Origin of the sequence: Rahnella sp. PCH160 (assembly GCF_047784855.1) — a bacterium.
GTDB lineage: Bacteria > Pseudomonadota > Gammaproteobacteria > Enterobacterales > Enterobacteriaceae > Rahnella.
This window is the reverse complement of the sequence record NZ_JBLOGT010000001.1, coordinates 3633915-3656963: the sequence shown is the minus strand read 5'-3', so window position 1 is coordinate 3656963 and position 23049 is coordinate 3633915. Positions and strand designations below refer to the sequence as shown.

Annotated in this window: 16 protein-coding genes and 1 pseudogene; 8 read left to right on the top strand and 9 right to left on the bottom strand. The window is 55.4% G+C overall.

What is annotated here, in order from left to right; genetic code table 11:
• Positions 1 to 2: 2 nt before the first annotated feature.
• The 6 genes from ACM5QY_RS16775 to bcsE form a co-directional block, all read right to left on the bottom strand.
• Complete coding sequence (locus ACM5QY_RS16775; protein ID WP_416121865.1) at positions 3 to 1322, bottom strand: MFS transporter; 1320 nt, start codon at positions 1320 to 1322, stop codon at positions 3 to 5.
• Between the two features lie 209 nt (positions 1323 to 1531).
• Positions 1532 to 1870 carry a hypothetical protein gene (locus ACM5QY_RS16770; RefSeq protein ID WP_416121864.1) on the bottom strand — a complete coding sequence of 113 codons (339 nt, stop codon included), beginning with the start codon at positions 1868 to 1870 and terminating at the stop codon, positions 1532 to 1534.
• A 239-nt stretch (positions 1871 to 2109) separates the two neighbouring features.
• Complete coding sequence (gene fhuF, locus ACM5QY_RS16765; RefSeq protein ID WP_416121863.1) at positions 2110 to 2874, bottom strand: siderophore-iron reductase FhuF; 765 nt, start codon at positions 2872 to 2874, stop codon at positions 2110 to 2112.
• A gap of 223 nt (positions 2875 to 3097) precedes the next feature.
• On the bottom strand, positions 3098 to 4747 hold the full coding sequence (bcsG, locus tag ACM5QY_RS16760) for a cellulose biosynthesis protein BcsG (RefSeq protein ID WP_416121862.1): 1650 nt from the start codon (positions 4745 to 4747) through the stop codon (positions 3098 to 3100).
• Entirely contained in the window at positions 4744 to 4977 is a 234-nt protein-coding gene (gene bcsF / locus ACM5QY_RS16755; protein ID WP_416121861.1) for a cellulose biosynthesis protein BcsF, read from the bottom strand. Before bcsF ends, bcsG begins: the two co-directional genes overlap by 4 nt.
• Before the next feature lie 5 nt (positions 4978 to 4982).
• Positions 4983 to 6581 carry a cellulose biosynthesis protein BcsE gene (gene bcsE, locus ACM5QY_RS16750; RefSeq protein WP_416121860.1) on the bottom strand — a complete coding sequence of 533 codons (1599 nt, stop codon included), beginning with the start codon at positions 6579 to 6581 and terminating at the stop codon, positions 4983 to 4985.
• Positions 6582 to 6783: 202 nt separating this feature from the next.
• On the opposite strand from bcsE, the gene bcsR reads away from it, so the two are divergent.
• The 5 genes from bcsR to ACM5QY_RS16725 all read left to right on the top strand — a co-directional run bounded on the left by bcsR (position 6784) and on the right by ACM5QY_RS16725 (position 15950).
• Positions 6784 to 6984 (top strand): cellulose biosynthesis protein BcsR, encoded by a 201-nt coding sequence (gene bcsR, locus ACM5QY_RS16745; RefSeq protein WP_416121859.1) that lies wholly within the window; start codon positions 6784 to 6786, stop codon positions 6982 to 6984.
• 1 nt (position 6985) lies between these two features.
• The gene (gene bcsQ, locus ACM5QY_RS16740; RefSeq protein ID WP_416121858.1) at positions 6986 to 7690 is read left to right on the top strand and encodes a cellulose biosynthesis protein BcsQ; all 705 of its coding nucleotides are present in this window, start codon (positions 6986 to 6988) and stop codon (positions 7688 to 7690) included.
• Position 7691: 1 nt separating this feature from the next.
• Positions 7692 to 10307 carry a UDP-forming cellulose synthase catalytic subunit gene (gene bcsA, locus ACM5QY_RS16735; protein ID WP_416121857.1) on the top strand — a complete coding sequence of 872 codons (2616 nt, stop codon included), beginning with the start codon at positions 7692 to 7694 and terminating at the stop codon, positions 10305 to 10307.
• Positions 10304 to 12655: a cellulose biosynthesis cyclic di-GMP-binding regulatory protein BcsB gene (gene bcsB, locus ACM5QY_RS16730; protein WP_416121856.1), complete on the top strand. Its 2352-nt coding sequence runs from the start codon at positions 10304 to 10306 to the stop codon at positions 12653 to 12655. Before bcsA ends, bcsB begins: the two co-directional genes overlap by 4 nt.
• 121 nt (positions 12656 to 12776) lie before the next feature.
• Complete coding sequence (locus tag ACM5QY_RS16725) at positions 12777 to 15950, top strand: cellulose synthase subunit BcsC-related outer membrane protein (protein WP_416122910.1); 3174 nt, start codon at positions 12777 to 12779, stop codon at positions 15948 to 15950.
• 607 nt (positions 15951 to 16557) lie between these two features.
• On the opposite strand, the gene hutG is transcribed toward ACM5QY_RS16725, so the two are convergent.
• From hutG to hutC, 3 genes are all read right to left on the bottom strand, one after another.
• Positions 16558 to 17394 (bottom strand): N-formylglutamate deformylase, encoded by an 837-nt coding sequence (hutG, locus tag ACM5QY_RS16720; protein ID WP_416121855.1) that lies wholly within the window; start codon positions 17392 to 17394, stop codon positions 16558 to 16560.
• Positions 17391 to 18653, bottom strand: a complete 1263-nt coding sequence (gene hutI, locus ACM5QY_RS16715; protein WP_416121854.1) for an imidazolonepropionase — start codon at positions 18651 to 18653, stop codon at positions 17391 to 17393. Before hutI ends, hutG begins: the two co-directional genes overlap by 4 nt.
• Before the next feature lie 180 nt (positions 18654 to 18833).
• Complete coding sequence (hutC, locus tag ACM5QY_RS16710) at positions 18834 to 19634, bottom strand: histidine utilization repressor (RefSeq protein WP_416121853.1); 801 nt, start codon at positions 19632 to 19634, stop codon at positions 18834 to 18836.
• 240 nt (positions 19635 to 19874) lie between these two features.
• Between hutC and ACM5QY_RS16705 the strand changes: the two are divergent.
• From ACM5QY_RS16705 to ACM5QY_RS16695, 3 genes and pseudogenes are all read left to right on the top strand, one after another.
• Positions 19875 to 21247, top strand: a pseudogene (locus tag ACM5QY_RS16705) (formimidoylglutamate deiminase).
• Complete coding sequence (locus ACM5QY_RS16700) at positions 21244 to 21825, top strand: HutD/Ves family protein (protein ID WP_416121852.1); 582 nt, start codon at positions 21244 to 21246, stop codon at positions 21823 to 21825. Before ACM5QY_RS16705 ends, ACM5QY_RS16700 begins: the two are co-directional and overlap by 4 nt.
• A 231-nt stretch (positions 21826 to 22056) precedes the next feature.
• On the top strand, positions 22057 to 23037 hold the full coding sequence (locus tag ACM5QY_RS16695; RefSeq protein WP_416121851.1) for an ABC transporter substrate-binding protein: 981 nt from the start codon (positions 22057 to 22059) through the stop codon (positions 23035 to 23037).
• The last annotated feature ends 12 nt before the right edge of the window (positions 23038 to 23049 follow it).

Below are 23049 nucleotides of genomic sequence, written 5' to 3'. Positions count from 1 at the left end.
AGTTATTTTTCCAGTTCGCGAAGATGGTCATCTTTGCGCAGCGTCATCAGCGCAAACAGGCTGACCACGCAGGTTGCCACCACGTAATACGCCGGAATATCCAGATTGCCGGTTTCTTTAATCAGGCCGGTGATAATCAGCCCGGCACAGCCGGAGAACACGGCGTTTGACAGCGAATAGGACAGGCCGAGACCGGTATAGCGCACACGGGTCGGGAACATTTCCGCCAGCATCGCCGGGCCGGGGCCTGCAATCATGCCGATGGTCGCACCGGCAATCAGCACGGCGACGCCTTTTGCCAGCAGGCTGCTTTCCGGGTTTTGCAGCAGATGCAGCAGCGGGAAGCTGAGAATAATCACCGCCAGCACCGCCATCATCATCACTTTTTTGCGGCCGATTTTGTCACTCAGCCAGCCCGACGGCAGGATCGCAATCGCAAAACCGACGTTCGCCAGCACGGTCGCCACCAGCGCCTGTAAGAACGTGGCGTGCAGCGAAGTTTGCAGATAAGACGGCATCACCACCAGGAATGTATAACCGCCTGCCGACCAGCCCATCATACGGCCAATCCCCAGCGCGATGGCTTTGGCGGTCACCAGCGTTGAGGCTTTTTCTTCCGCTGTGCGCGGCGCGTTCTTTTCAGGTTTCTGGCTGGCAATAAAGGTCGGCGTTTCGTCGAGTTTCAGACGCAGATAAAGCGCCACCAGCCCCATCGGCAGGGCGAGCAGGAACGGAATGCGCCAGCCCCAGGCTTTCATTTCGGCTTCCGGGAGCCACTGCACCAGAACCGCCACCAGCGCCACGCCGGTCAGCAGGCCGAGTGACACGGTAAACGACTGCCATGCGCCGTAAAACCCGCGTTTGCCTTTCGGTGCAAATTCCGTCATCAGCGACACCGCACCGCCGAATTCACCCCCCGCAAATAAGCCCTGGAACATGCGCATCAGCGTCAGTAACAACGGCGCGGCGACGCCAATCTGCGCGTAAGTTGGCAGGATACCGATAATGGCGGTGGCGAGCGTCATCAGTAACACCACGGCAATCAGCGTAGGTTTACGGCCAATACGGTCGCCAATGCGGCCAAAAATAATCGCGCCAATCGGGCGGCAGAAAAAGGCCAGCGCAAACGACGCGTACGTCAGAAGCAAACCGGTCATGCCGCTCTGGCCTTCGAGCGTGAAAAAGTTTCCGGCGATCAAAGTGGCCAGATAGCCGTAAACGCCAAATTCGTACCATTCGATAAAGTTGCCCACCGAACCGGCGACTAACGCGCGGCGTGACTGGCTGGCAGTGGCAGGGGAAAGCTGTCCGGTGCGGGTCATCAGTAACCTCATAAATGGAATGAAACGGCAGGAATAAGATGTAAATAATTTTCTAAATTCTGGTGATTATTATGTCAATAATTTTCATTGATTGAACAAAATAAAAGCGAGATCTGTGGGGTAAGGCAGATTTATCGGCGGAAAGGGGCGGTTCAGGCCATAAAAAAAGCTGCCCTGGTTAGGGGGCAGCCTGTTTTTAAAAGAGGGCGTTACAGCGTGTGAATATCGATGCCGTCACCGATATTACTTTTTTGGTAATAAGCCCGCGGGACTTCTACCTGATACTGTTTGTCGGCGTAAGCGACTTCCAGAATAAAACGTTCGTTTTCATAAGATTCCACCGGAATAAACCCGAAGAATCCTTCCGTTACGCTGATAGTGCGGGTGGACGGAATGGCATAACGATGAACAATCCTTGCTCTGAGCGGCTGCTGATTGCCGGTTAACGTGTTCCATACGCGGTTAACGGGTTGCGCCAGAGTATCAATTACCTCTGAGGCCAGCGAGTTAAGAGCAGATGGCCAGCTCTTAGGTGTTTTCATTGTCATGATGAATGCCTCGTTGGTCTATATAACCTTTATCCTTCAAGCCGCAGATGCGTTGGCTACTCTCACTTACCCGAATCACTTACTCAAGTAAGCTCATCGGGATTCGTCCGTTTGCCGCCTTCCTGCAACTCGAATGATTTTGCTTATAACCCAATTCTTATAATTATATGAGACTAAGATCCAATCATTTTTTACGCTTAACTTATTACCGTTTGGTAAGTGGCTGGCGGATCAGCGAATTACTCCGCGACGGTTTTACGTCTTTTGCCGGATTTACGCTCTGCTAGCAATAACGGGCAGGAAGGGCACATCGCGTGGTCTTCCAGATCGTAGCGCAGGCAGCACTGTTTACGGTATTGCGGGCTGTCGGGGTCTGCAGGGTTTTCCGCGCGCATCGGCTGAAATAAAGGATTTTTGCCGCCGTAGCGCAGCTCCCGTGACTCCATCAGCGTCATGCCGTCAGAAATATCAGCATCAACCAGTTCGGCCTGTTTCACACCCCAGCCGACGCGGATGGCCGCATTGCTCCAGTAAATGCCCGGTTTCAGGCCGGAGAATTCCGCCAGTGCTTCGCAAATCGGGCGTAACTGCTGCTCGATCATCACGTCAAACCGCGCCATGGGTTCTTGTGAAATCAGCGCTTCGCCTTCTCCATCCAGATAAATCTGCGCCGGTAAGCCTTCTTCCTGCATACCCAGGTAGACATTCTCAGCAGCGATCGGCAACTGCCAGCCGTGGCGCAATGACACAATCACCCAGGCTGGCAGCAGGGTGGCGAAATACCATTGTGACCACATTGAAATGCGCGCACGGCGTTTGTCGCACTGCGCGGCGTCAGCGGCATTGGCATCCAGATAGCGTTGCAGCACGCGTCCACAGCCTTCGGCGGTGGTCAGTTGTGACATCGGCACCGCGTTGGTGACCAGCGGCGTCAGCGGCTTAAACGTATCGGCCACCCAGCTCACAGGCGTATCGCGGAAACTGTCGAGAAAAGTTTGCATCATGACGTTATGAAAGAGATTCGGTTCTATAAATCATGCGGATAGAGTAGCGAATATTAAACCGGAATAGTAATGATTTCGATTTAGATCTCTTAAGGGATTATCCACTTCTCCATACGGCGCGATTTTTGAAAGCGGCCAATGGCTTTTTAATTTACAACCTCGCCTTGCCATTAGCGCTTTACTGTAAGTGAAAAACCGCCCTGAAACCCGGTCTGGCTTCCCCTCAACTCGGGTACGGCACCCATCCTCCGCCATTTAACCGGATGTAAATTTTCCCCTGATATTCCATCACCACGGCGTTTTCATTTTCTGAAACCCGGGGTGTTTGCGGCAGGTTAGACGCGAAAGTTTTCCAGTCCATGGTCGGGCTGGTGAAGACTTTGCCATCTACTGCGCGGGAAACCATTTCGGAAATCGCCAGGTAACTGCTCGGGCCGTCGATTTTCATCGGCGCGGAAGCGTGCTGTGCCTGCATACCGAAGAACTTCACGCCGACGGGGATGTGCGTAATGCCAGGGCTTGGGATATCGCGCAAACCAGAAATCTGCATCTTATCGCCCACCAGCGCCGCTCCGTGTTCAGGTACCACGACCAGCATGACTTTACGGCCTGACTTATCCAGCTGATCCATAAACGTATTGAGTTGATTTAGCAGAGTCTGGGCACGGTTATGATAGTCCGCGCCCTTGTTGCTGCCCACGTAACGGTTGCCATCGTGCAGCGCAATCAGGTTGAAGAAGGTGGCGGTACGCGCGGTCCCGGCTTTTTCCTGATTTTCCAGCCAGCGGGAGAACAACTGTCCGTCATTGAAAATCGGTGAACCGTCGAATGACGTCAGTTCATAACCCAGACCGGCCTGCGACATCAGCGGGGCTTTCATGTCCGCATCGTCACGGAGATTGCCGATGTAATTGCCGAAAACGCCCGTGTGATCCATCGCCAGCTGGTTGGTGAAGCCCAGACGCGCCAGATCGTCAAACAAATAACATTGCTGGCCGGCAGGCTGATACAGATTGTGGTGCGATGTCTGGCCGCAGCTTGCGCGCAAGAGGCGAATCGACGCCGGGCCGCTGTAAGCGGTCGCCGAGTTGAAATTGCTGAACACGAAATCGAAACGCGACCACAGCGGTGAACTGGCAAGATTTACCGCGTCCAGATCTGACCAGGCCAGCGAACAGATGTTGATCACCAGCAGGTCGAAAGGCTGGGCATCGGCAGGCAGTGCGTCCGGGAACTTCGTCGCCTTGCGGCTTTCATTCTGGTAGAACTGCTCCAGATAAGCACTCAGATTGGCGTTGGTCGGCGGGCCGTTGACCGTGTTGTCAGCCGCAGGTTGCGCAGAAGGGGAAGCAGACGCGGCGGCGGTATTCTGTGCCACCGTGGTCGCCGGCGAATGCACGAAAATTGGCGTAATCATGCCGCTAAAATTCACCCACAGCAGCGCAAGCACGGTGAACGTGGTCAGACGCACCCACTGGGAGACAAACAGGTAGCCCACCAGCAACGCAAAACCGACGGCAATCCACTGCCAGTTAATGAAACGGTCAGCCAGTTCGATCAGATAACTCATGCTGAATCCGGCGACGTCGGCACCCTGATTTACAATCGAGCGCCAGCCCGGCAGCCAGGTGTCGTGATACAGCAGCGCCAGACCAAACGGCAGGGCGAGCCACTGACGCCAGCGGTGCAGACGCAGTGAAGGCAACGGGAAGAGTAACGCGGCGGCAAATACCAGATTACTCAGCGCGTCAAAATTCAGATACCCCTGTGAAAGCAGGACGAATTTAAGTAAAAAATAGTAGTTCCAGGCGCCAAGTCCGCGCCAGGATTGCCAGATCCGCAAACGCGGTGAAGATGAATTCGGTTCGTTCATAGTGGAGTTTTGGATTTCCCAGTAACCGCAGAAGCCTCAGTCAGCGCGTCGGAACGTTTGCGGTTCTTATTAATCGTGCTGACTGTCATCGGGGTTAAATAACGTGGTGAAAGAAAACGTGTGGCCAGACGGGTTTTCCAGCCGGGAAGGCGGCTGCGCAGGGCGTATCCCAGCGGGATGAAAATCACGGCGGCCAGAAAAAAAATCTCAATAATGTCCAGGATGTCCATTTCGGTTACTCCGGCTGCTGCTGAACCGGCGCGTCGTTCAACGCGAGCGTCACCGGCACAGGGGCATGGACCTGCGCGCGTTTCAGCGGTTCTGCTTTTTGTGGAACATAGGCTTCAGGGCCGGTCACGGCTTTTGCCATCGGCGGCTTAGCGGCCAGACGCCTGACTTCCGACTGAATATCCAGCTCCTGACTCCAGAATGTCTGGCTGGTGAAAACGTCTTTCACTGGCAGAGTAAACAGAAAGGCCAGCACGTTTTCGACATCGCTGACCTGACAGTTCGACAGGAACAGATAGAGATGCCGTTCGGTCACGGTAAGAATATCGCCGTCGCGGCGCAGGGAACACAGCGACATCGCCTGCTGCGGGCTGATCCCGGCGGCAGGGCGCAGTGAAATCAGCAAACCGCGCGACTCGGTGGCGAGCGAAGCATGGGCCCAGATATCGTTCATGACGCTGCAAAAAACCGACAGCGGCAGATAGCCTTTATGGTGCGTCGGCAAACGGCTGTCGAGCAGTGTTTCAATATCGTCCTGCACATGGCGGGAGAATGTAAGATTTTGCAGATCGTCGAGCAGCGTCAGGAAATTAGAGAGCCGCGCAGCCTGTGGGACCACCAGATTTGCGCCACAGGCTTGCAGCAAACGCTGATCCACGTAGCGCAGCGAGGCGTTCATTTCACGCACGACAATTTTCAAACCCGTACCGCGCTGCATACGCAAACGGTGGATCTGGCGCGCCATCACTTCAACCGCGTCATTACCGCTCAGGGCAAAAATGACCGTCGCTGAACGGGCGTGTGAGGCTCTTTCTGCCAGATCTTCATTATTGTCAAACAGGAACCAGCGCTCTGACAGCGCCGGTGCGCCTTCCAGCACGGCGCGTTCGGCCAGCAACATCCACTGGTCGTCACCCACCTGTTCGGCCACAGATGCCGGTGCGTTCTTCTGAATTTCCCAGCCTGTCTGGCGCTGAACCAGCGGATAGAGCGTATTGGCTTCGGCACCCAGTGGGTCGTGCCACCAGGAAATGCCCCACTGATTAGGATCAACATCGGTTTTTAAATCGGCAAGGCCGTATATATTGCGATGATATAAATGCAGCTGAGTTTTAACCGCATTAATACCTGCGCCGTAGCAGATAATAAGGAGCGTAGCGTCTTTATTATTTACGCTTGCGCTCATTTCACTCACCCAGCGGGCGAATTGTTTATCATTGAGCATCTGCCAGGTGGTAGCAGGAAGTAATAGAATCATTAAAGACGTAGCGTGACGAGGCAACCGATTAATATCGGCGGGCAACCCAAGAAACGCCTTCTTCCCGCTGGCTAACCGGTAATAAAAAGTTTGCCTGGGGTGCTGCTTCAAATGAGAGAGGAGTATGTCATCATCGGTTAGTCGATTTTCTCCGTCAGCGCAAATTAAATTGTGCTGCGGGAACAATACCGTGACAGGATTTTCGCCCTGCTGAGCCTCAAGAGCCTGCCCGCACAGATGATAAGCGGCTTCCAGTTTGTCAGCGTTGACCCAGTAAAGCCCCCGGGCCTGCATTTGGGCTAATCCATTCCAGTATTGCTTCATGCCCAATGAAAAGGAGAGTGCCATATAGTTAATCTGCTTGTATTCGGGTTTGATAAAAAGTCTGCTTGGGACACACTGATAAATGTGAGTATAATAAATTCTATCATTGCTACATTAAATAATCATAATTCTTCACAATAATGTTTGAAACAAAAATGCCAGATTTCGGCGCTATTTTGCTCGTGCCGAAGGGTCGGCGTTTTGATTGAAGCAGGGAGGGGAAAAAGTGGGACCCGATATTGTAGACTCAGAAGAATCCGAACCCACAAAAGATGACGATTTTTATGCGCTGAGTCACCTTTTTTCTTTGTCTGAATTAAATTACGTGGATGTCGCCCGTAAAGAAAAAATTCCGCAACTAATGTCCCGCTGGCCATTACTGGCTGAGCTGGCGCAATACGATAAACACGGTGCGGAGAAGAAATAACATGGCTGTCATTGCGTTACAGGGCTTTCGTGGTGGAACGGGTACAACGTCAGTCACCGCCGCGCTGGCCTGGGGGCTTGCGCAACTCAATGAAAAGGTTCTGGTGATAGACTTCTCACCGGAAAATTTGTTGCGTCTGCACTTCGGAATGCCTTTCACACAAACGCGTGGCTGGTGTTCTGCTGTTAACGCCGGTGAGCCCTGGCAGAAATCCGCCATGCGCTATCACGCGCATCTGGACTTTTTACCTTACGGTTTTGTGGGGACTGAAAGTGCCGGTTCGCCTGAGTTTGACTGGCCGAAAGCGATTACGCAGCTTAAAAACAGCGGCGTCTATGACTGGATCCTGATTGATTCTCCCGCCGCCGATCCGCTGCCCGCTCAGGCTATCGCCGACAGCACAGTCGTCTTACTCCACACCGACACACAATCTCACATCCGTCTTCATCAGCGTGCTTTACCGGCCAATGGCCGTTATCTGGTGAATCAGTTCGTACCCTCCAGCCAGTTACAGCAAGACATTTTGTTACTATGGCAGGAAACCTTGCCCACTATGGTCCCGGTAATTTTACATCGCGATGAAGCGATGGCGGAATCACTGGCGGCCAAACAGCCGGTGGGCGAGTGGAAATCCAACAGTAAAATCAGCCGTGAAATTAACACACTGGCAAACTGGTTCCTGCTGAATTTGCGCGGGGCCCGATAAAATGAACCGCCTGCTCAGCCTGTTTCTGGTGCCACCGGTGGTGTCTGAAATACAAGACCGCTACCGGTTGTATCGCGCTAACCGAGCATCACGGCTGGCGTCGGGAATCCGGGTTTTTTGCGTTGCTTTGTGTTGGCTATTCCTTCGTTTTGAATCGCCTTCCTGGCGAAACCTGCAAGCGCAGCGCAGCCGCTGGTATCCGCAGTTGTCGCCGTCCAAACCGCGTCTGGCCGATCCCCTGCGTTATCTGGTTCAGAGCCTGTGGTTGCTGGTGATTATTCCTTCTGATGGTCTGCGCGAACGCGTGGTTTATGCCCGCTGGCCGCAGCGTCTGCGTGAGAAGGTGATTCTGTGGCTGGAATCGCTGCCAAACCAGGTAAAACTGAACCCACTGGAAATTCGTGTCACACGGCGCATTGGTAAAATGAATCGCCTTGGGAAACGTGTGCTGATCATACTGACCAGCCTGGTGGCGATTACGCTGGCGATGTTCTGTATTTCGCAGCCTTTCGGGTATATCGCCCAGTTTGTTTTTGTGGTGCTCCTTTGGAGCATCGCGATGATTATCCGGCGGATACCGGGGCGTTTCCCTGCGCTGATGATGATTGTTCTCTCGCTAACCATTTCCTGCCGCTATTTATGGTGGCGTTATACCTCGACGTTAAACTGGGAAGACCCGCTCAGCCTGATTTGCGGTTTGCTGCTGTTGGGCGCGGAAACCTATTCCTGGACGGTGCTGGTGCTCGGGTATATCCAGACGATATGGCCGTTAAACCGTAAACCGGTACCGATGCCTGCGGATGTGTCGATGTGGCCGACGGTTGATCTGATGATCCCGACCTATAACGAAGACCTGAGCGTGGTGAAACCGACACTGTACGCCGCACTCGGGCTGGACTGGCCGCGTGAGAAACTCACTATTTATCTGCTGGATGACGGCAACCGCCAGGAGTTTGCCGATTTTGCGCACAAAATTGGTATTCAGTACATTGCCCGTGAAACACATGAACATGCGAAAGCGGGGAACATCAACCATGCGCTGAAATATGCCAAAAGTGAGCTGGTGGCGATTTTTGACTGCGACCATGTGCCGACGCGTTCTTTCCTGCAACTGACCGTCGGCTGGTTCTTTAAAGATAAAAAACTCAGCATGTTGCAGACGCCGCATCATTTCTTCTCGCCGGATCCTTTCGAACGCAACCTTGGCCGTATGCGGCGCACGCCGAATGAAGGCGAGCTGTTCTACGGGCTGGTGCAGGACGGAAATGACCTGTGGGATGCCAGTTTCTTCTGCGGCTCGTGCGCGGTTTTACGCCGTGACGTGCTTGATGAAATCGGGGGTATTGCGGTCGAAACCGTCACGGAAGATGCTCACACCTCGCTGCGTATGCACCGTCACGGTTACAGTTCGGCGTATATCCGCATTCCGCAGGCAGCCGGACTGGCAACAGAAAGCCTGTCGGCGCACGTCAGCCAGCGCATCCGCTGGGCGCGTGGTATGGTGCAAATTTTCCGTCTGGATAACCCGCTGTTTGGCAAAGGGCTGAAACTGGCACAACGGTTGTGTTATGCCAACGCCATGATGCACTTTCTGGCCGGTATTCCACGCCTCATATTTCTGACCGCGCCGCTGGCGTTCCTGTTGCTGCACGCGTACATCATTTATGCCCCTGCGCTGGCGATCGCGCTGTACGTGCTGCCGCATATGATCCACGCCAGCCTGACCAACTCAAGGGTGCAGGGCAAATATCGCCATTCCTTCTGGAATGAAATCTATGAAACCGTGCTGGCGTGGTATATCGCCAGGCCGACGACCGTCGCGCTGTTTAATCCTCATGCCGGTACCTTTAACGTCACGGCAAAAGGTGGCCTGAACAAACACGCGTATGTTGACTGGAAAATCAGCCGCCCGTATCAGATTCTGATGCTGCTCAATCTGGCCGGTCTGTTCTTCGGTATTTACCGCGTGATCTATGGCCGGCCCGACGAAATTCTGACCGTGCTGGTGAGCATGGCGTGGGTGATTTACAACATGATCATTTTGGGCGGGGCAATCGCGGTAGCATTTGAATCCAAACAGGTGCGTCAGGCTCATCGGGTTGAGGCCAAAATGCCAGCGTCATTGATGCGCCCGGACGGACACATCTATGTGTGTACCGTGCAGGACTACTCCGACAACGGTGTCGGGCTGGAAACCGAGAGTGCCAGCCAGTTTCAGGCAGGTGACAACGTCACGTTACTGCTTCACCGTGGTCAGCAGGAATATACTTTCCCGATGCAAATCAGCCGCGTCTTTGGCAAAAGTATCGGCATGCAGCTTCTGCCTTTAACCACACAACAGCATATCGATTTCATTCAATGTACTTTTGCCCGTGCTGACAGCTGGGTCTTGCGTGAAGACGCTTTCCCGGAAGACAAACCGATGGAAAGCCTGCGCGAAGTGCTGGGGCTGGGGATCCGCGGTTATCTGCGGATGCTGGACATTGCCCCGAAACAATATCGCCCGCTGGCCTCCAGAACACAGGCGTTTGGCTGTTGGTTGCTGTCCTTTGCGCCACGCAATCCGTCGCTGACCGTTCAGCCTGATGAATCCAACCTGATGATGACAAAACAATGAAAAGACTTCGTTTGACAACTTTAATGGCATCCGCATTGATGACATTGGCTTTGGGTTCAGCGGCTCCGGCCTTCAGTGAACAGGCTCCGGCGCGCGCGGGCACGGCCCCTGATGCCGCGCAAAATCAACCGGCACCGCAGGTGATATTGCCAATGGTCGCACCGGCGGTAAATCCGATGATTATTCCGGGGGCGCCGGTACGCAACGTGACGCTGCCGTTCGCCGATGTCGCGCCCACGCCGGGGGCGATTACCTTGCGCGGTATTCAGCCAAACGGACAAATTGAATTTGGTGTGCGCAGTGACGAAGTGGTCACGCAGTCCACCCTGAATCTGGAATTCACGCCGTCGCCTTCATTAATTCCGGTGCAATCGCACCTTAAGGTGTATCTCAACGACCAACTGATGGGCGTTGAAGTGATTGATAAAGACCAGTTGGGCAAGAAAAATCACTTACAGATGGCCATCGATCCGCGCTACATCACCGACTTCAACCGCATCCGGCTGGAGTTTATCGGGCATTATCAGAACGTCTGTGAAAACCCGGCCAACACCACGCTGTGGCTGGAAATTGGCAAGGGCAGTTCGCTCAGCCTGCAATACCAGAAACTGCCACTCAGCGACGACCTGGCGCATTTCCCGGTGCCGTTCTTTGATGCCCGCGACAGCCGTCCGCTGGATTTGCCGATGGTGTTTGCGGCGTCTCCGGATGCCAGCCAGCAACAGGCGGCTGCTATTCTGGCATCGTGGTTCGGGACCAAAGCGCAGTGGCGCGGGCAGTCTTTCCCGGCGCTGTATAACCAGTTACCGGACAGCCATGCTGTGGTGTTCGCGACCAACGATAAACGACCTGATTTCCTGAAAGACATGCCACCGGTGAAAGGGCCGGTCGTGCAAATGATCAGCCGTGCGGACAATCCTTACGTCAAAATGCTGCTGATTTTGGGGCGTGATGACAATGACCTGCTCACGGCGGTGAAAGGCATTGCGCAGGGCAATATTCTGTTCCGGGGTGAAACTGTCGGCGTGGATAAAGTTGACCAGATTCAGGCGCGGCAGCCTTATGATGCGCCGAACTGGGTGCGCACAGATCGTCCGATGAACTTCGGCGAGCTGAAACAGTACGCGGAACAGTTGCAGTCTGATGGCATTCAGCCAAACCCGATCACCATGAACATTAACCTGCCGCCAGACCTGTTCCTGATTAACAGCACCGGTATCGATATGCGTCTGAAATATCGCTACACCTCGCCGCAGTTGCCAAATACGTCGCGCCTGAGCATCAGCCTGAATAACCAGTTTGTGCAGGATTTAACCCTGAAAACCGGGCATGACGAAGATTCACAGATCCTGCATTTATCCCTGTTACAGGGCTTGCTGGATGGCAGCAAAGATCTGAACATTCCGGCGCTGAAACTCGGCGCGGTCAACCAGATGCGCTTTGACTTTGACTACACCTCGCTGCTGGCGAGCGGAATCGAAGGGCGCTGCGAAACGTACACCACCGTGCCCAATCATGTTGTGATTGACGACAGTTCGACTATCGACTTCTCCGGTTACCGCCACTTTATGGCGATGCCGGATCTGCGCGCGTTTGCCAATGCCGGTTTCCCGTTCAGCCGCATGGCCGATTTATCCCAGACGCTGGTGCTGGTTCAGCCGCAACCGCAGCCTGTTCAGCTCACCACGTTACTTGACGCGATGGGCAATATCGGTGCGCTGACCGGCTATCCGTCACTCGGCGTGAGCCTGACGGAAGACGCGGCGAAAGCGAAAGCCACCGACGCGGACTTACTGGTTATCGGCAATCTGCCCGCGGACATGCGCGACGACACCCTGCGCGATGACAAAAAAGCCAATCTGCTGCTGGATGCAGCGCGTGATGCGGTGAATACGCCAATCCGCCAGACGGCGTTACCGGATAACACTGCACCAGCCAGCGATGCACGTGTTGATGCCAGTGCGCAGATCAGCGCGCAAGGGCCGATTGCGGCCATTGTTGGTTTGCAGTCGCCTTATTATGATCAACGCAGCATTGTGGCGCTGATGGCGAATGGGCAGAAAGGTTTTGAAATGCTCAACACCTCAATGCAGGACGCCAAACAGCGGGCGCAGGTCTTTGGTTCGGTGACCGTCGTGCGCGATTCCGGCGTGAACAGCCTGAAAGTGGGCGATACCTACTATGTCGGCCATCTGCCGTGGTGGGAACGTGTGTGGAATGCGCTGGCAACCCATCCGGCACTGCTGGCGCTGATGGCGGTGATTGTGGTGATACTGGCGGCTATTCTGCTGTGGACCGGCCTGCGTTCTCTGGCGCGTCGTCGTTTGTCTGATGATGACCAGGAATAAGCCTGTGAACACGCGCCGCAGGATCCCGTTTATTTTCAACCGGCTGGCCCTGGCGTTAGGGCTGGCACTGCTCGCGGTGCCGTCGATTTCGGCACCGGTGGTTTCGCCGGAACAGTGGTTGATGGAACAGGTCCACGTCGGCGAAGCCAGCCATCAGGATGATCTGGTGCGCCAGTCACTGTTTCGACTGGAATTAATGGATCCGCAAAATCCAAAAGTGTTGTCCGCACGTCTGCGCCTTTCCCTGCGGGAGGGCGATCAGGTTAAAGCGCAGCAGCAACTTGAAAGAATTAAAGAAGTGGCACCCGGTTCTGACGAATACCGGCAGGCACAGTTAAGTCTGAAAATTGCCTCGCCGGAGATGCAGCAGAAACTTCAGCAGACGCGTTTGCTGGCAACGGCAGGGCGACTGGATGAAGCCAAAGCGCAGTACGACCAGCTTTTTGATGGTCAGCCGCCAACATTAGATCTGGCCGTTGAATACTGGCAACTGGTCGCCCGTTTGCCGGGGCAAAAAGCACGGGCACAGGCGCAGTTACAGGCGCTCAATAACCAGTATCCGGGCGATGTACAACTGCGTTTGCAACTGGCGCAGATGGCCTTTGATGAAGGCGATAATGCCAAAGCGGTCGGGTTAGTGAAACAGATTGCCACAACCAACGAAGGCCGTTCGCCTGCCGCAGATCTCTGGCTGGCTAAAATTAAAGACCAGCCGGTAACTAATGGCAGTGTTGACGCGCTGCAACAGTTTATTTCGACCTTTGATACCGGCCCGCAGGTGATTGCGGCGCAGCAGGAACTTCAGCGTCAGCAGGCGTTGCTGGCCGATCCTCATTATCAGGCGCGCGTTCGCGGGCTGGCTCAGGTCAGCAAGGGCGGCTCAACGGGCGCCATCGCACCGCTTAAACAGGCGTTACAGGCCAAACCGAATGACGCAGAAGTGCTGGGCGCGATGGGGCTGGCGTATTCCCGCACCGGTAACCGCCAACAGGCGCTGAACCTGTTCCAGCGTGCGAAAGCAGCGGAAACCGACGGTTATAATTCCGGTAAATGGACCAGTCTTATCCAGACCAACAGCTACTGGCTGAAAATCAGTCAGGGCGATAACGCGCTCAAAGCCCTTCAGCTTGATCAGGCCGAAGCGGCTTACAAACAGGCGCAGCGTATCGACTCACGCGATCCGTGGGCGCTGATTGGCCTCGGCGATGTTGCCGTGGCGCGCAAAAATGACCCGCAGGCGGAGCAGGCCTATCTTCACGCGCTACGCCTTGAACGCGACAACAGCAGCGCCCAGCGCGGGCTGGTGAATATTTATCAGCGTGAGTCATCGCAAAAAGCGCTCGATTATCTTAATTCATTACCGGCCGCGTCTCAGGCCAAACTGGTGGATAAGCAACGTGGTTTGAAAAGTGACATTGTCACTGCGCAGGCCGAAAAGTATGTCGCTAACCGCCAGTGGAATCAGGCCGCCAACCGTTATGCCGAGGCGCTGAAACTCAATCCGGACGATGTCTGGACCACATATCACTACGCCAACGCCCTGCGCGAAGCCGGAGAACCGGCGCAGGCCGACGCCGCTTTCGCGCATCTTGCGGCAAAACGTCCGGCGGATCTGCAACAGGTTTACGCTTATTCGCTTTACCTTTCCGGCTCCGATCGTGCCGAAGCGGCTTTGCGCAATCTGCATACGCTGCCGGAAGCGAAGTGGAACGACAACATGCGCGAAATGGCGCAGCGAATTCAGCTCGACAAAACCCTGACTGATATCGATACCGCCGTGGCAGCGGGCAAAAAATCGCAAGCCAGACAGTTGCTGCAAGCCGCCGATCTGAAAGGCATGAGCCTGAATCAGCAGCGCCGCGTCGCGATGGCGTGGCTTGACGTGGGCGAAACCTCGCGCGCCGCCGCATTGTTACAACCGCTGAAAACCGCCGTACGCACGCAACCCGCCGGGCAGGACAAAGCGCTGATTTACCGCAACGCCGCCAACGTCGAACAACAGCTCGGCCAGCCGCAACGGGCGCGTCAGGATTACCAACAGGCGATGATCGCCAGCGGGATCACCGACAACGTGCCGCAGGACAACGACAGTTACACCCGTCTGACCCGCAACAACGCCAGCGATGACTGGCTAAAACGCGGCATTCGTGCCGACGCGCATGATCTGTATCGTCAGCAGGACGTGAATTTCACGGTGGACAACGATTCCTGGACCTCCAGTGGCACACCGGGGAAATCGGATCTCACCGCCAACACCACCATGTTCCAGGCCGACATGCCTGTTTATCAGGGGCGTGGATTCCTGCGTGCCGACTGGGTACGTATGGATGCGGGAACGTTTGACAATCAAAACGGCAACTTCGAAGCCAGTTTCGGGACCTGTAGTGATCAGAATTGCCGGAGCTACCGCAGCCAGACGGCCAACGGCGTCAGCCTTGGCGCGGGCTGGGAAAACGACAAATGGAAAGGGGATCTGGGCACCACGCCGCTGGGCTTCCCGGTCGTTGACTGGGTCGGCGGGCTGGCGTACAGCGGAGACTGGGGCGATATCGGCTGGACCACCACGGTGTCACGCCGTCCGATTTCAAGCTCACTGCTTTCCTTTGCCGGTGCAAAAGATCCGGGAACCGGCACTACCTGGGGCGGCGTCCGCGCAACCGGTGCCAGCCTCGGCCTGAGCTACGATCAGGGGCTGGCAAACGGCGTCTGGGCAGACGTCAGCGCGCACCAGCTGACGGGTGAAAACGTCGAAGACAACACCCGCGAGCGCCTGATGGGCGGCTATTACTACAAAGTTATTAACGAAGACAACCGCCGCGCAACCGTCGGCCTCAGTTCGATGTTGTGGCATTACCAGAAAGATCTCAGCGGCTACACGCTGGGACAGGGCGGTTACTACAGTCCGCAGCAGTATTTTTCGCTGTCGGTGCCGGTGAATTACCGCCAGCGAACAGAGAACTGGTCATGGCAACTGGGCGGTTCGGTTTCGTGGTCACGTTCATCTACCAGCGACGAAAAACGGTATCCGATTCAGAATCTTATTCCTGATTCTCTGCCGGACAAAGGTGCTATCGAAACCGGCAGCAGCGGTTCCGGGTTCGGTTATACGGTGCAGGCGCTGCTCGAGCGTCGTGTCAGTTCCCACTGGACAGTGGGTGCCGGGGTCGACATTCAGCAGGCGAAGGATTATACGCCGAGTCATTATCTGCTGTACGCCAGATATTCCTTAAGCGGATGGCAGGGGGATTTGGATATGCCGCCGCAGCCGTTAGTACCGTACGCGGACTTTAAGTAATTCAATATATTGGGTTGCCACCCAAACTGGCCTTAAGTTCAAGGTCGTGGGCGTCGGCCCACACCGACTTGGGGGCGGCCTATCGCCGCCGCCCCCAAGACCCCCAGGCTCTTTCACTGCGCGCTATCGCTGGGTCGACGGACATGTTCTGGTAAATCGGCGTGTGGCGCGAAATCTTGCCGCTGCGCGGTACCTTCCCTACGGGCTTCGAGCCTTGCGGTCTCGAACCCTCGGTCAGCAAAATTTCTGAGCGCGCCAGATTGCCTTTGTAAAAGATCAAGACCAGCATGATTTTGAATTTAGATAAGCCAGTGGCCGCTTTCAGAAAGCTTGCCGAGCGAAGTGTTTCGAGACCTGTGGCTCGAAACCGAGCAAGGGAACCGCGAAGCGGCAAGTTTTCGCGGCAATAGCTGTAGCTGCTGAAACATAGCCAGCGAGCGATAGCGCGCAGTTAAAAAGACGTGGAGATTCAAAAGAGGGGCCGTCTTGCCCCTCTTTTGTCGGTTTCGGCACGGCGCGTTAAGCGATCACTGCAATTGAGAAACCGAAACTTACACCTAATCCAATCCAATCCAATCAAACCAAGCGTCAGCGATAAAAAGCGTGATTAAACAGCGCCCTGTTTATATCTCTCCGCTCCCCACGCCAGCATCCCCGCCAGCAATGGCTTCAACAATGCCTGGAGCTCAGAGGCTTTGTCCTCTGAATAGCTGAACGGCTCAATTTCTTCCATGTAATTCACCTGCGCCAGTTCCAGCTGAACGGCATGTACATCGTTTTCCGGCTGGCCGTAAGCCCGCGTGATATACCCGCCTTTAAAGCGTCCGTTCAGAACGTGAGTGAAACGCGTCTGCTGCTGGCAGGTTTTTTCGAGGATTTCACTCAGTGCCGGCGCGCAACTTTCACCGCTGTTGGTGCCGAGATTCAGATCCGGCAACCGGCCATCGAAAAGACGCGGGATCACGGAGGCAATTGAATGGGCGTCAAACAGCAGCGCATAGCCGAATTCCTGTTTCATTCGTGCCAGTTCTGATTGAATTTTCTGGTGATACGGCTGCCAGATTTCATCGAGATATTGCTGACGCCGGTCGTCAGTCGGCGTCATTCCCGGTTTAAAGGTGGCGCGCCCGTCAAACAATGTGTCCGGATACAAACCGGTGGTGGCAGTCGCATAGAGCGGTTTATCGTCGGACGGACGGTTCAGGTCGATCACGAACCGCGAATACTGGCCGACCAGAATGCTGGCACCCAGCGCGCGGGCAAAGTCATACAGCTGCGGAATGTGCCAGTCGGTATCGGACAGCGGCAGGGCGGCGTCACTCAGCCCGCTGGCGACTTCCGGCGTCAGGTGTGTGCCTGCGTGGGGAATGCTGATCAGTATTGGTGCTGTGCCGGGAATGAAATGGTAAGGATCGGCGATGACGTTAGCTGCTGAAAGGCTCATGAACGAAATTCTCCCCGGATTTCTCCGCGATAAACGATAGTGCAGGGCAACTGCCCGCCCAGCCAGTAAACCAGTTCCGCCGGTCGCGACAGCGGCCAGTGAATGAAATCAGCGACTTTGCCCACTTCCAGCGTGCCGTGCGAGTCCTGTAATCCCAGCGCCCGCGCAGCGTGGCAGGTGATACCGGCCAGCGCTTCTTCCGGCGTGAGACGAAACAGGGTGCAACCCATATTGAGCATCAGACGCAGCGAAAGCGCCGGAGATGTGCCCGGATTGGCGTCGCTTGCCAGCGCCATCGGCACGTTATGCAGGCGGAAATACCCAACCGGCGGGCACTGCGTTTCGCGCAGCAAATAATAGGCACCCGGCAGTAAAACGGCGACGGTACCGCCGGCGGCCATCGCTTTGGCGTCGTCTTCCGTAGCGTATTCCAGATGATCGGCGGAAAGCGCGTGATGTCGCGCTGCCAGCGCGCTGCCGTGCAGCGAAGAAAGTTGCTCCGCGTGCAGTTTCACCGGCAAACCCAGCGCCTTAGCGGCTGTAAATACCCGTTCAACCTGATCCGGCGAAAAGGCAAGATGTTCGCAGAATGCATCCACCGCATCGGCCAGATTTTCGCTGGCGACCACCGGCAGTAACGTGTCGCAAATCAGGTCAATATAGTCACCGGCGCGGCCTTTAAATTCAGGCGGCAGGGCGTGGGCGGCAAGGCAGGTGGATTTCACCTCAACCGGCAAGATCACGCCCAGCCTGCGGATCACGCGCAGCATTTTCAGCTCGCTTTCCACACTCAGGCCGTAGCCGGATTTAATCTCAACGCAGGTGACACCTTCGGCCAGCAGCGGTTTGAGGCGAAATAACGCCTGTTCAAGTAATTCCTCTTCCGTGGCGTCACGCGTGGCGTTAACGGTCGAGAGAATTCCGCCGCCCGCCGCGGCGATTTCGGCATAACTCACGCCGTTTAAACGTTGCTCAAACTCAGCGCTGCGATCGCCTCCGAACACCAGATGCGTATGGCAGTCGACAAGGCCCGGCGTGATGATGCCGCCGTCAAAATCGTGCTGCCGGGCGTCCGAAAAGGCCGGGCAATCCGCCGCGCTGCCCACCCAGACAATCTTGCCGCCGGTGACGGCAATCGCGCCATTTTCGATCAGGTTGTAATGCCCGTCTTTCATGGTCACCAGCGTGGCACCGCGCCATACGCTGTCACACTGAGAAGGCGGTTCGGAAGGCAAACAGGGGGAAAGTGCTACCGGCATGACAGGCTCCAGGCTGAATTCATCTTGTATAGACAACTAAAGTCAACCTAACGCATTACCGCTAAACCGGCAAGGCAGCCAGCGATAGTTTTTTCTTATTACGAGACGTCTTCCAAAATTTAAAAGAAAGGATAGCGGCCCGGAAAGGCCGCGATTAGGGTAGTGCGGAACGAAAAGGCATCAGCCGTGGCTGGTGAAACGCCCGAACAACTGGTAACGGGAACCCGGATAAATCAGACGCGCAGAGGTCACCACGCGGCTGCCGCTCCAGGTACGGCGATGGATGAGGAGGCAGGGTTCATGCTCACTGAGTTGCAAAAGTTCGCGCTGTTCATCGCTGGCACCCACGGCTTCAACGCGGTGTTCACCGGCGGTCAGGGGCGCGATTTCCATCAGGTAGGTGTACGGCGTTTGATTGTTGAGTACCTGCTGAAGGTAATCCGGCGCAGTTTCCGGGTTTACGAAGCGGTCTTCAATCTGCACCGGCACATTGTTTTCGTAATGTACAATCTGCGAATAAAACAACATCGCGCCCGGTGCAATACCCAGCTGAAGCGCCTGTTCAGCGTCAGCCAGACGGGCTTCGCAGACCAGAATTTTGCTGTCGTGGCGGTGTCCGCGCTGGGCAATTTCATCGGCGATATTATGGACTTCGAGCATCGGTGTGTAGGCCTTGGCTTCAGCGACAAACGTCCCGACGCCCTGCATGCGAATCAGAAAACCTTCGCTGGTCAGTTCGCGCAGCGCACGGTTGATGGTCATACGGCTGACGCCCAGTTCGTTGACCAGCTCACTTTCAGAAGGGACGCGCTGATGTGGCTTCCAGACACCGGCGCGGATTTGACCGGTGATCGCCTGTTTCACGCGCTGATAAATCGGCGCAGGCGTGTCGCTCATCGCCGCAGCCAGCTCGGACAATGTCTGCTGAGACACTCCCAGTTGCGCTGCACTTTGCGAAGAAAGTGGTGTGGGCTCCGACATGTCTCTGACCTCTCAAAAAAATACACAGGTATTTGGAAATTTTCCCTGAACGCTCATCAGTTTCCATTCGTGGAAAGTAACGGAAAGGGCGTGACGAAAAACTAAATTTTAAAAAAGGATTGTTGCAAGTTTACAGCGCAATCAGGCATATGTATATGTATAGACAAGTCGCTTAAAATTTTTGCAATTGTTTCTATAAAATTGCGTTTATGTTTCTCTTTGCCGATCAGGAACGCTGTCATGCCTGCTTATTTTGCTACACGCGCCTTACTTGCCAACGGCTGGGCGCACAATGTGCGTCTGGACGTTGATGCTGCCGGAATACTGAGCGCCGTGACGCCAGGGAGTGATCCGACGGGCTGCATCCGTCTTTCCGGCCCGGTGGTTCCAGGAATGCCCAACCTGCATTCTCACGCTTTTCAGCGTGTGATGGCGGGGCTGGCGGAAGTCGCGGGCGATCCGCAGGACAGCTTCTGGACATGGCGCGACCTGATGTATCGCATGGTACTGCGCCTGACGCCAGAACAGGTTGGCGTTATCGCCCGTCAGTTGTACATCGAAATGCTCAAAGGTGGCTATACACAGGTCGCTGAATTCCACTACCTGCACAACGATATCAGCGGAAAACCTTACGCCAGTCGCGGCGAAATGACCGCGTATCTGAGCGAAGCCGCCGCGCAAACCGGTATCGGGCTGACCCTGCTGCCGGTGCTTTACAGCTACGCCGGATTCGGCGCTCAGCCGGCACAGGCCGGGCAAAAACGGTTTATTCAGGATGCCGACGGTTACCTGCAACAGCAGGACATTATCCGTAGCCAGATTAAAAATCAGCCGCTGCAAAATCAGGGGTTGTGCTTCCATTCGCTGCGAGCCGTTTCTCTTGAACAAATGCAGCAGGTGTTGGCGGCGGGCGACAAACAGTTGCCGGTGCATATCCATATCGCCGAGCAGCAAAAAGAAGTGAACGATTGTCTGGGCTGGAGCGGGCAGCGCCCGATCGCTTGGTTGTATGACAAAATCGACATCAATGCCCGCTGGTGCCTGATCCACGCCACCCACGCCGACCGGTTTGAACTGGCGAGCATGGCGAACAGCGGCGCAGTGGCAGGGCTTTGCCCGACCACCGAAGCCAATCTCGGCGACGGCATTTTCCCCGGAGTGGATTATCTCGCGCAATCGGGCCGCTGGGGATTGGCTCCGACAGCCACGTTTCTCTCAACGTGGTGGAAGAACTCCGCTGGTTTGAATACGGCCAGCGCCTGCGCGACCAGCGACGCAACCGTCTGACCACAGCCTCGCAAAATTCCGTCGGTGACGTGCTGTATGTGCAGGCATTGCAGGGCGGTGCGCAGGCGTGTGGTGCGGCAATCGGGCAGTTATCCGCAGGCTACCGCGCCGACTGGCTGGTGCTCGACGGGCTGGATCCTTATCTGTCAGCCGTCAGAGACACCGAATTGCTTAACCGCTGGCTTTTTGCCGGGAATGCGGGGCAAATCCGCGATGTGTTCGTCGGCGGTGTCGCACGCATTATCGACGGGCAGCATGAACAGCAACAGGAAGCGGCAAAAGATTTCCTGCACCTGCTGAATCAGCTGGCAGAGGATGCCGTATGAAACACTGGCAGCATTTTTCCTTCGACAACTTACCGGTCAGCCCGTGGCGAAATGGCGGCGGCGAAACCCGTGAAATCATCAGTTATCCGCCGGGTAAAACGGATTTTGACTGGCGAGCCAGCATTGCGACCATCGCGCAGGACGGCCCGTTTTCCGCTTTCACCGGCATAGACCGTTCCATTACTTTGCTGAGCGGCGGGGGCGTTCATCTGCTCGCCGAACCGGAGATTGATCATCATCTCAGCGAAGCGGGCAAACCTTTCGCATTCAGCGGGGACATTGCATTGAGCGCCTATCTCATGGGCGGAGTGACGACCGATTTCAATGTGATGACGCGCCGGAATGTCTGCGCTGCTTGTGTCATCTCGGTCAGGGAAAACCAGCAAATCACGCATGAGAGAGGTGGCATTATTTATGTTATTCGCGGTGAGTGGCAACTACCAGACGGGGTAGTAATCGGAAGAGGTGAAGGATTTGTCTGGTCTGCACCTCTAGCGGAAAAAAATGACGCTGAACATTTTATCGTGCTGGCAAAACACGCTGATAGCCTACTGCTCTGGGCCAAAATTACGAGGTAGACGTGCGCTAAAAAAGAGCGTGCGGCGCACCGAATTGATTCATCCTCGGCCGGGCCACGGGGCAGTGTGAGAAAGAAAACGACGTAACATGGCCTCTGCCGGAACTGGCACAAAGCTTGCTTAACTACAGTCGACTGACTTGTATAGACAAGAATATACAGTAGCGCAATTTGCCTGAAGTTTTTCTCCGCTTCAGGCGTTCCCCGACAGGTACTTTGGCAGGAGTGGCAGATGAACAACATGATTTCCAGGGCTGTACTGAAACGTTCGTTGTCTTTGTTAGGGCTGGCTGTAGCGATGGGCAGCGGGACTGTCAGCGCGGCGCAGGCGGCAGATACACCGGTCGCTATTGGTATCTCCGGGTGGACAGGTTTTGCACCGCTGACGCTGGCGGATAAAGCCGGGATCTTCAAAAAGCACGGTCTTGAAGTCACGCTGAAAATGGTGCCGCAGCAGTCCCGTCATCTTGCGATTGCTTCCGGTTCATTGCAGTGCGCGGCGACCACGGTGGAAACCTATTTAACCTGGAACGCCAGCGGCGTGCCGATTAAACAAATTGTGCAGCTCGATAAATCCTACGGTGCGGACGGTATCGCCGTGCGCAGCGGCATCAACAAAATTACCGACCTGAAAGGGAAAACCATCAGCGTCGATGCGCCGGGCACCTCTTCTTACTTCCTGCTGGCGTGGATTCTCGATAAAAACGGTATGACGATGAAAGACGTCAAGCTGGCGACGCTGGGGCCGGATGCGGCGGCGCATGCGTTTATCGCCGGGCAAAACGATGCGGCGGTCTCTTACGAACCGTATCTTTCCAACATCCGTCAGAGCCCGGACAAAGGCAAAATCATCGCCACGACGCTGGATTACCCGATGGTAATGGATACGCTGGGTTGTACGCCTGCGTGGCTGGATAAAAACCCGAAAGCCGCACAGGCGCTGGTCGACAGCTATTTCGAAGCGCTGGATATGATCAGGAAAGACCCGGAGAAATCCAACGAAATCATGGGTGCTGCGGTAAAAGAAACCGGCAAACAGTTTGCGGAAGAATCCAGTTATCTGCGCTGGCAGGATCGTGATGCCAACAAGAAATTCTTCAGCGGTGAAATCGTCACCTTCACCAACGAAGCCGCGCGACTGCTGACAGAGATGAAAATCCTGCGTAAAACGCCGGACATCAACACCTTGTATGACGCGAAATACGTGAAATAGCCATGAAGGACA

Excerpts from the sequence above, each read along its gene's own strand:
- ACM5QY_RS16775 (WP_416121865.1), bottom strand. The coding sequence starts at position 1,322 with ATGACCCGCACCGGACAGCTTTCCCCTGCCACTGCCAGCCAGTCACGC.
- ACM5QY_RS16770 (WP_416121864.1), bottom strand. The coding sequence starts at position 1,870 with ATGACAATGAAAACACCTAAGAGCTGGCCATCTGCTCTTAACTCGCTG.
- fhuF (WP_416121863.1), bottom strand. The coding sequence starts at position 2,874 with ATGATGCAAACTTTTCTCGACAGTTTCCGCGATACGCCTGTGAGCTGG.
- bcsG (WP_416121862.1), bottom strand. The coding sequence starts at position 4,747 with ATGAACGAACCGAATTCATCTTCACCGCGTTTGCGGATCTGGCAATCC.
- bcsF (WP_416121861.1), bottom strand. The coding sequence starts at position 4,977 with ATGGACATCCTGGACATTATTGAGATTTTTTTTCTGGCCGCCGTGATT.
- bcsE (WP_416121860.1), bottom strand. The coding sequence starts at position 6,581 with ATGGCACTCTCCTTTTCATTGGGCATGAAGCAATACTGGAATGGATTA.
- bcsQ (WP_416121858.1), top strand. The coding sequence starts at position 6,986 with ATGGCTGTCATTGCGTTACAGGGCTTTCGTGGTGGAACGGGTACAACG.
- bcsA (WP_416121857.1), top strand. The coding sequence starts at position 7,692 with ATGAACCGCCTGCTCAGCCTGTTTCTGGTGCCACCGGTGGTGTCTGAA.
- bcsB (WP_416121856.1), top strand. The coding sequence starts at position 10,304 with ATGAAAAGACTTCGTTTGACAACTTTAATGGCATCCGCATTGATGACA.
- ACM5QY_RS16725 (WP_416122910.1), top strand. The coding sequence starts at position 12,777 with ATGGAACAGGTCCACGTCGGCGAAGCCAGCCATCAGGATGATCTGGTG.
- hutG (WP_416121855.1), bottom strand. The coding sequence starts at position 17,394 with ATGAGCCTTTCAGCAGCTAACGTCATCGCCGATCCTTACCATTTCATT.
- hutI (WP_416121854.1), bottom strand. The coding sequence starts at position 18,653 with ATGCCGGTAGCACTTTCCCCCTGTTTGCCTTCCGAACCGCCTTCTCAG.
- hutC (WP_416121853.1), bottom strand. The coding sequence starts at position 19,634 with ATGTCGGAGCCCACACCACTTTCTTCGCAAAGTGCAGCGCAACTGGGA.
- ACM5QY_RS16700 (WP_416121852.1), top strand. The coding sequence starts at position 21,244 with ATGAAACACTGGCAGCATTTTTCCTTCGACAACTTACCGGTCAGCCCG.
- ACM5QY_RS16695 (WP_416121851.1), top strand. The coding sequence starts at position 22,057 with ATGAACAACATGATTTCCAGGGCTGTACTGAAACGTTCGTTGTCTTTG.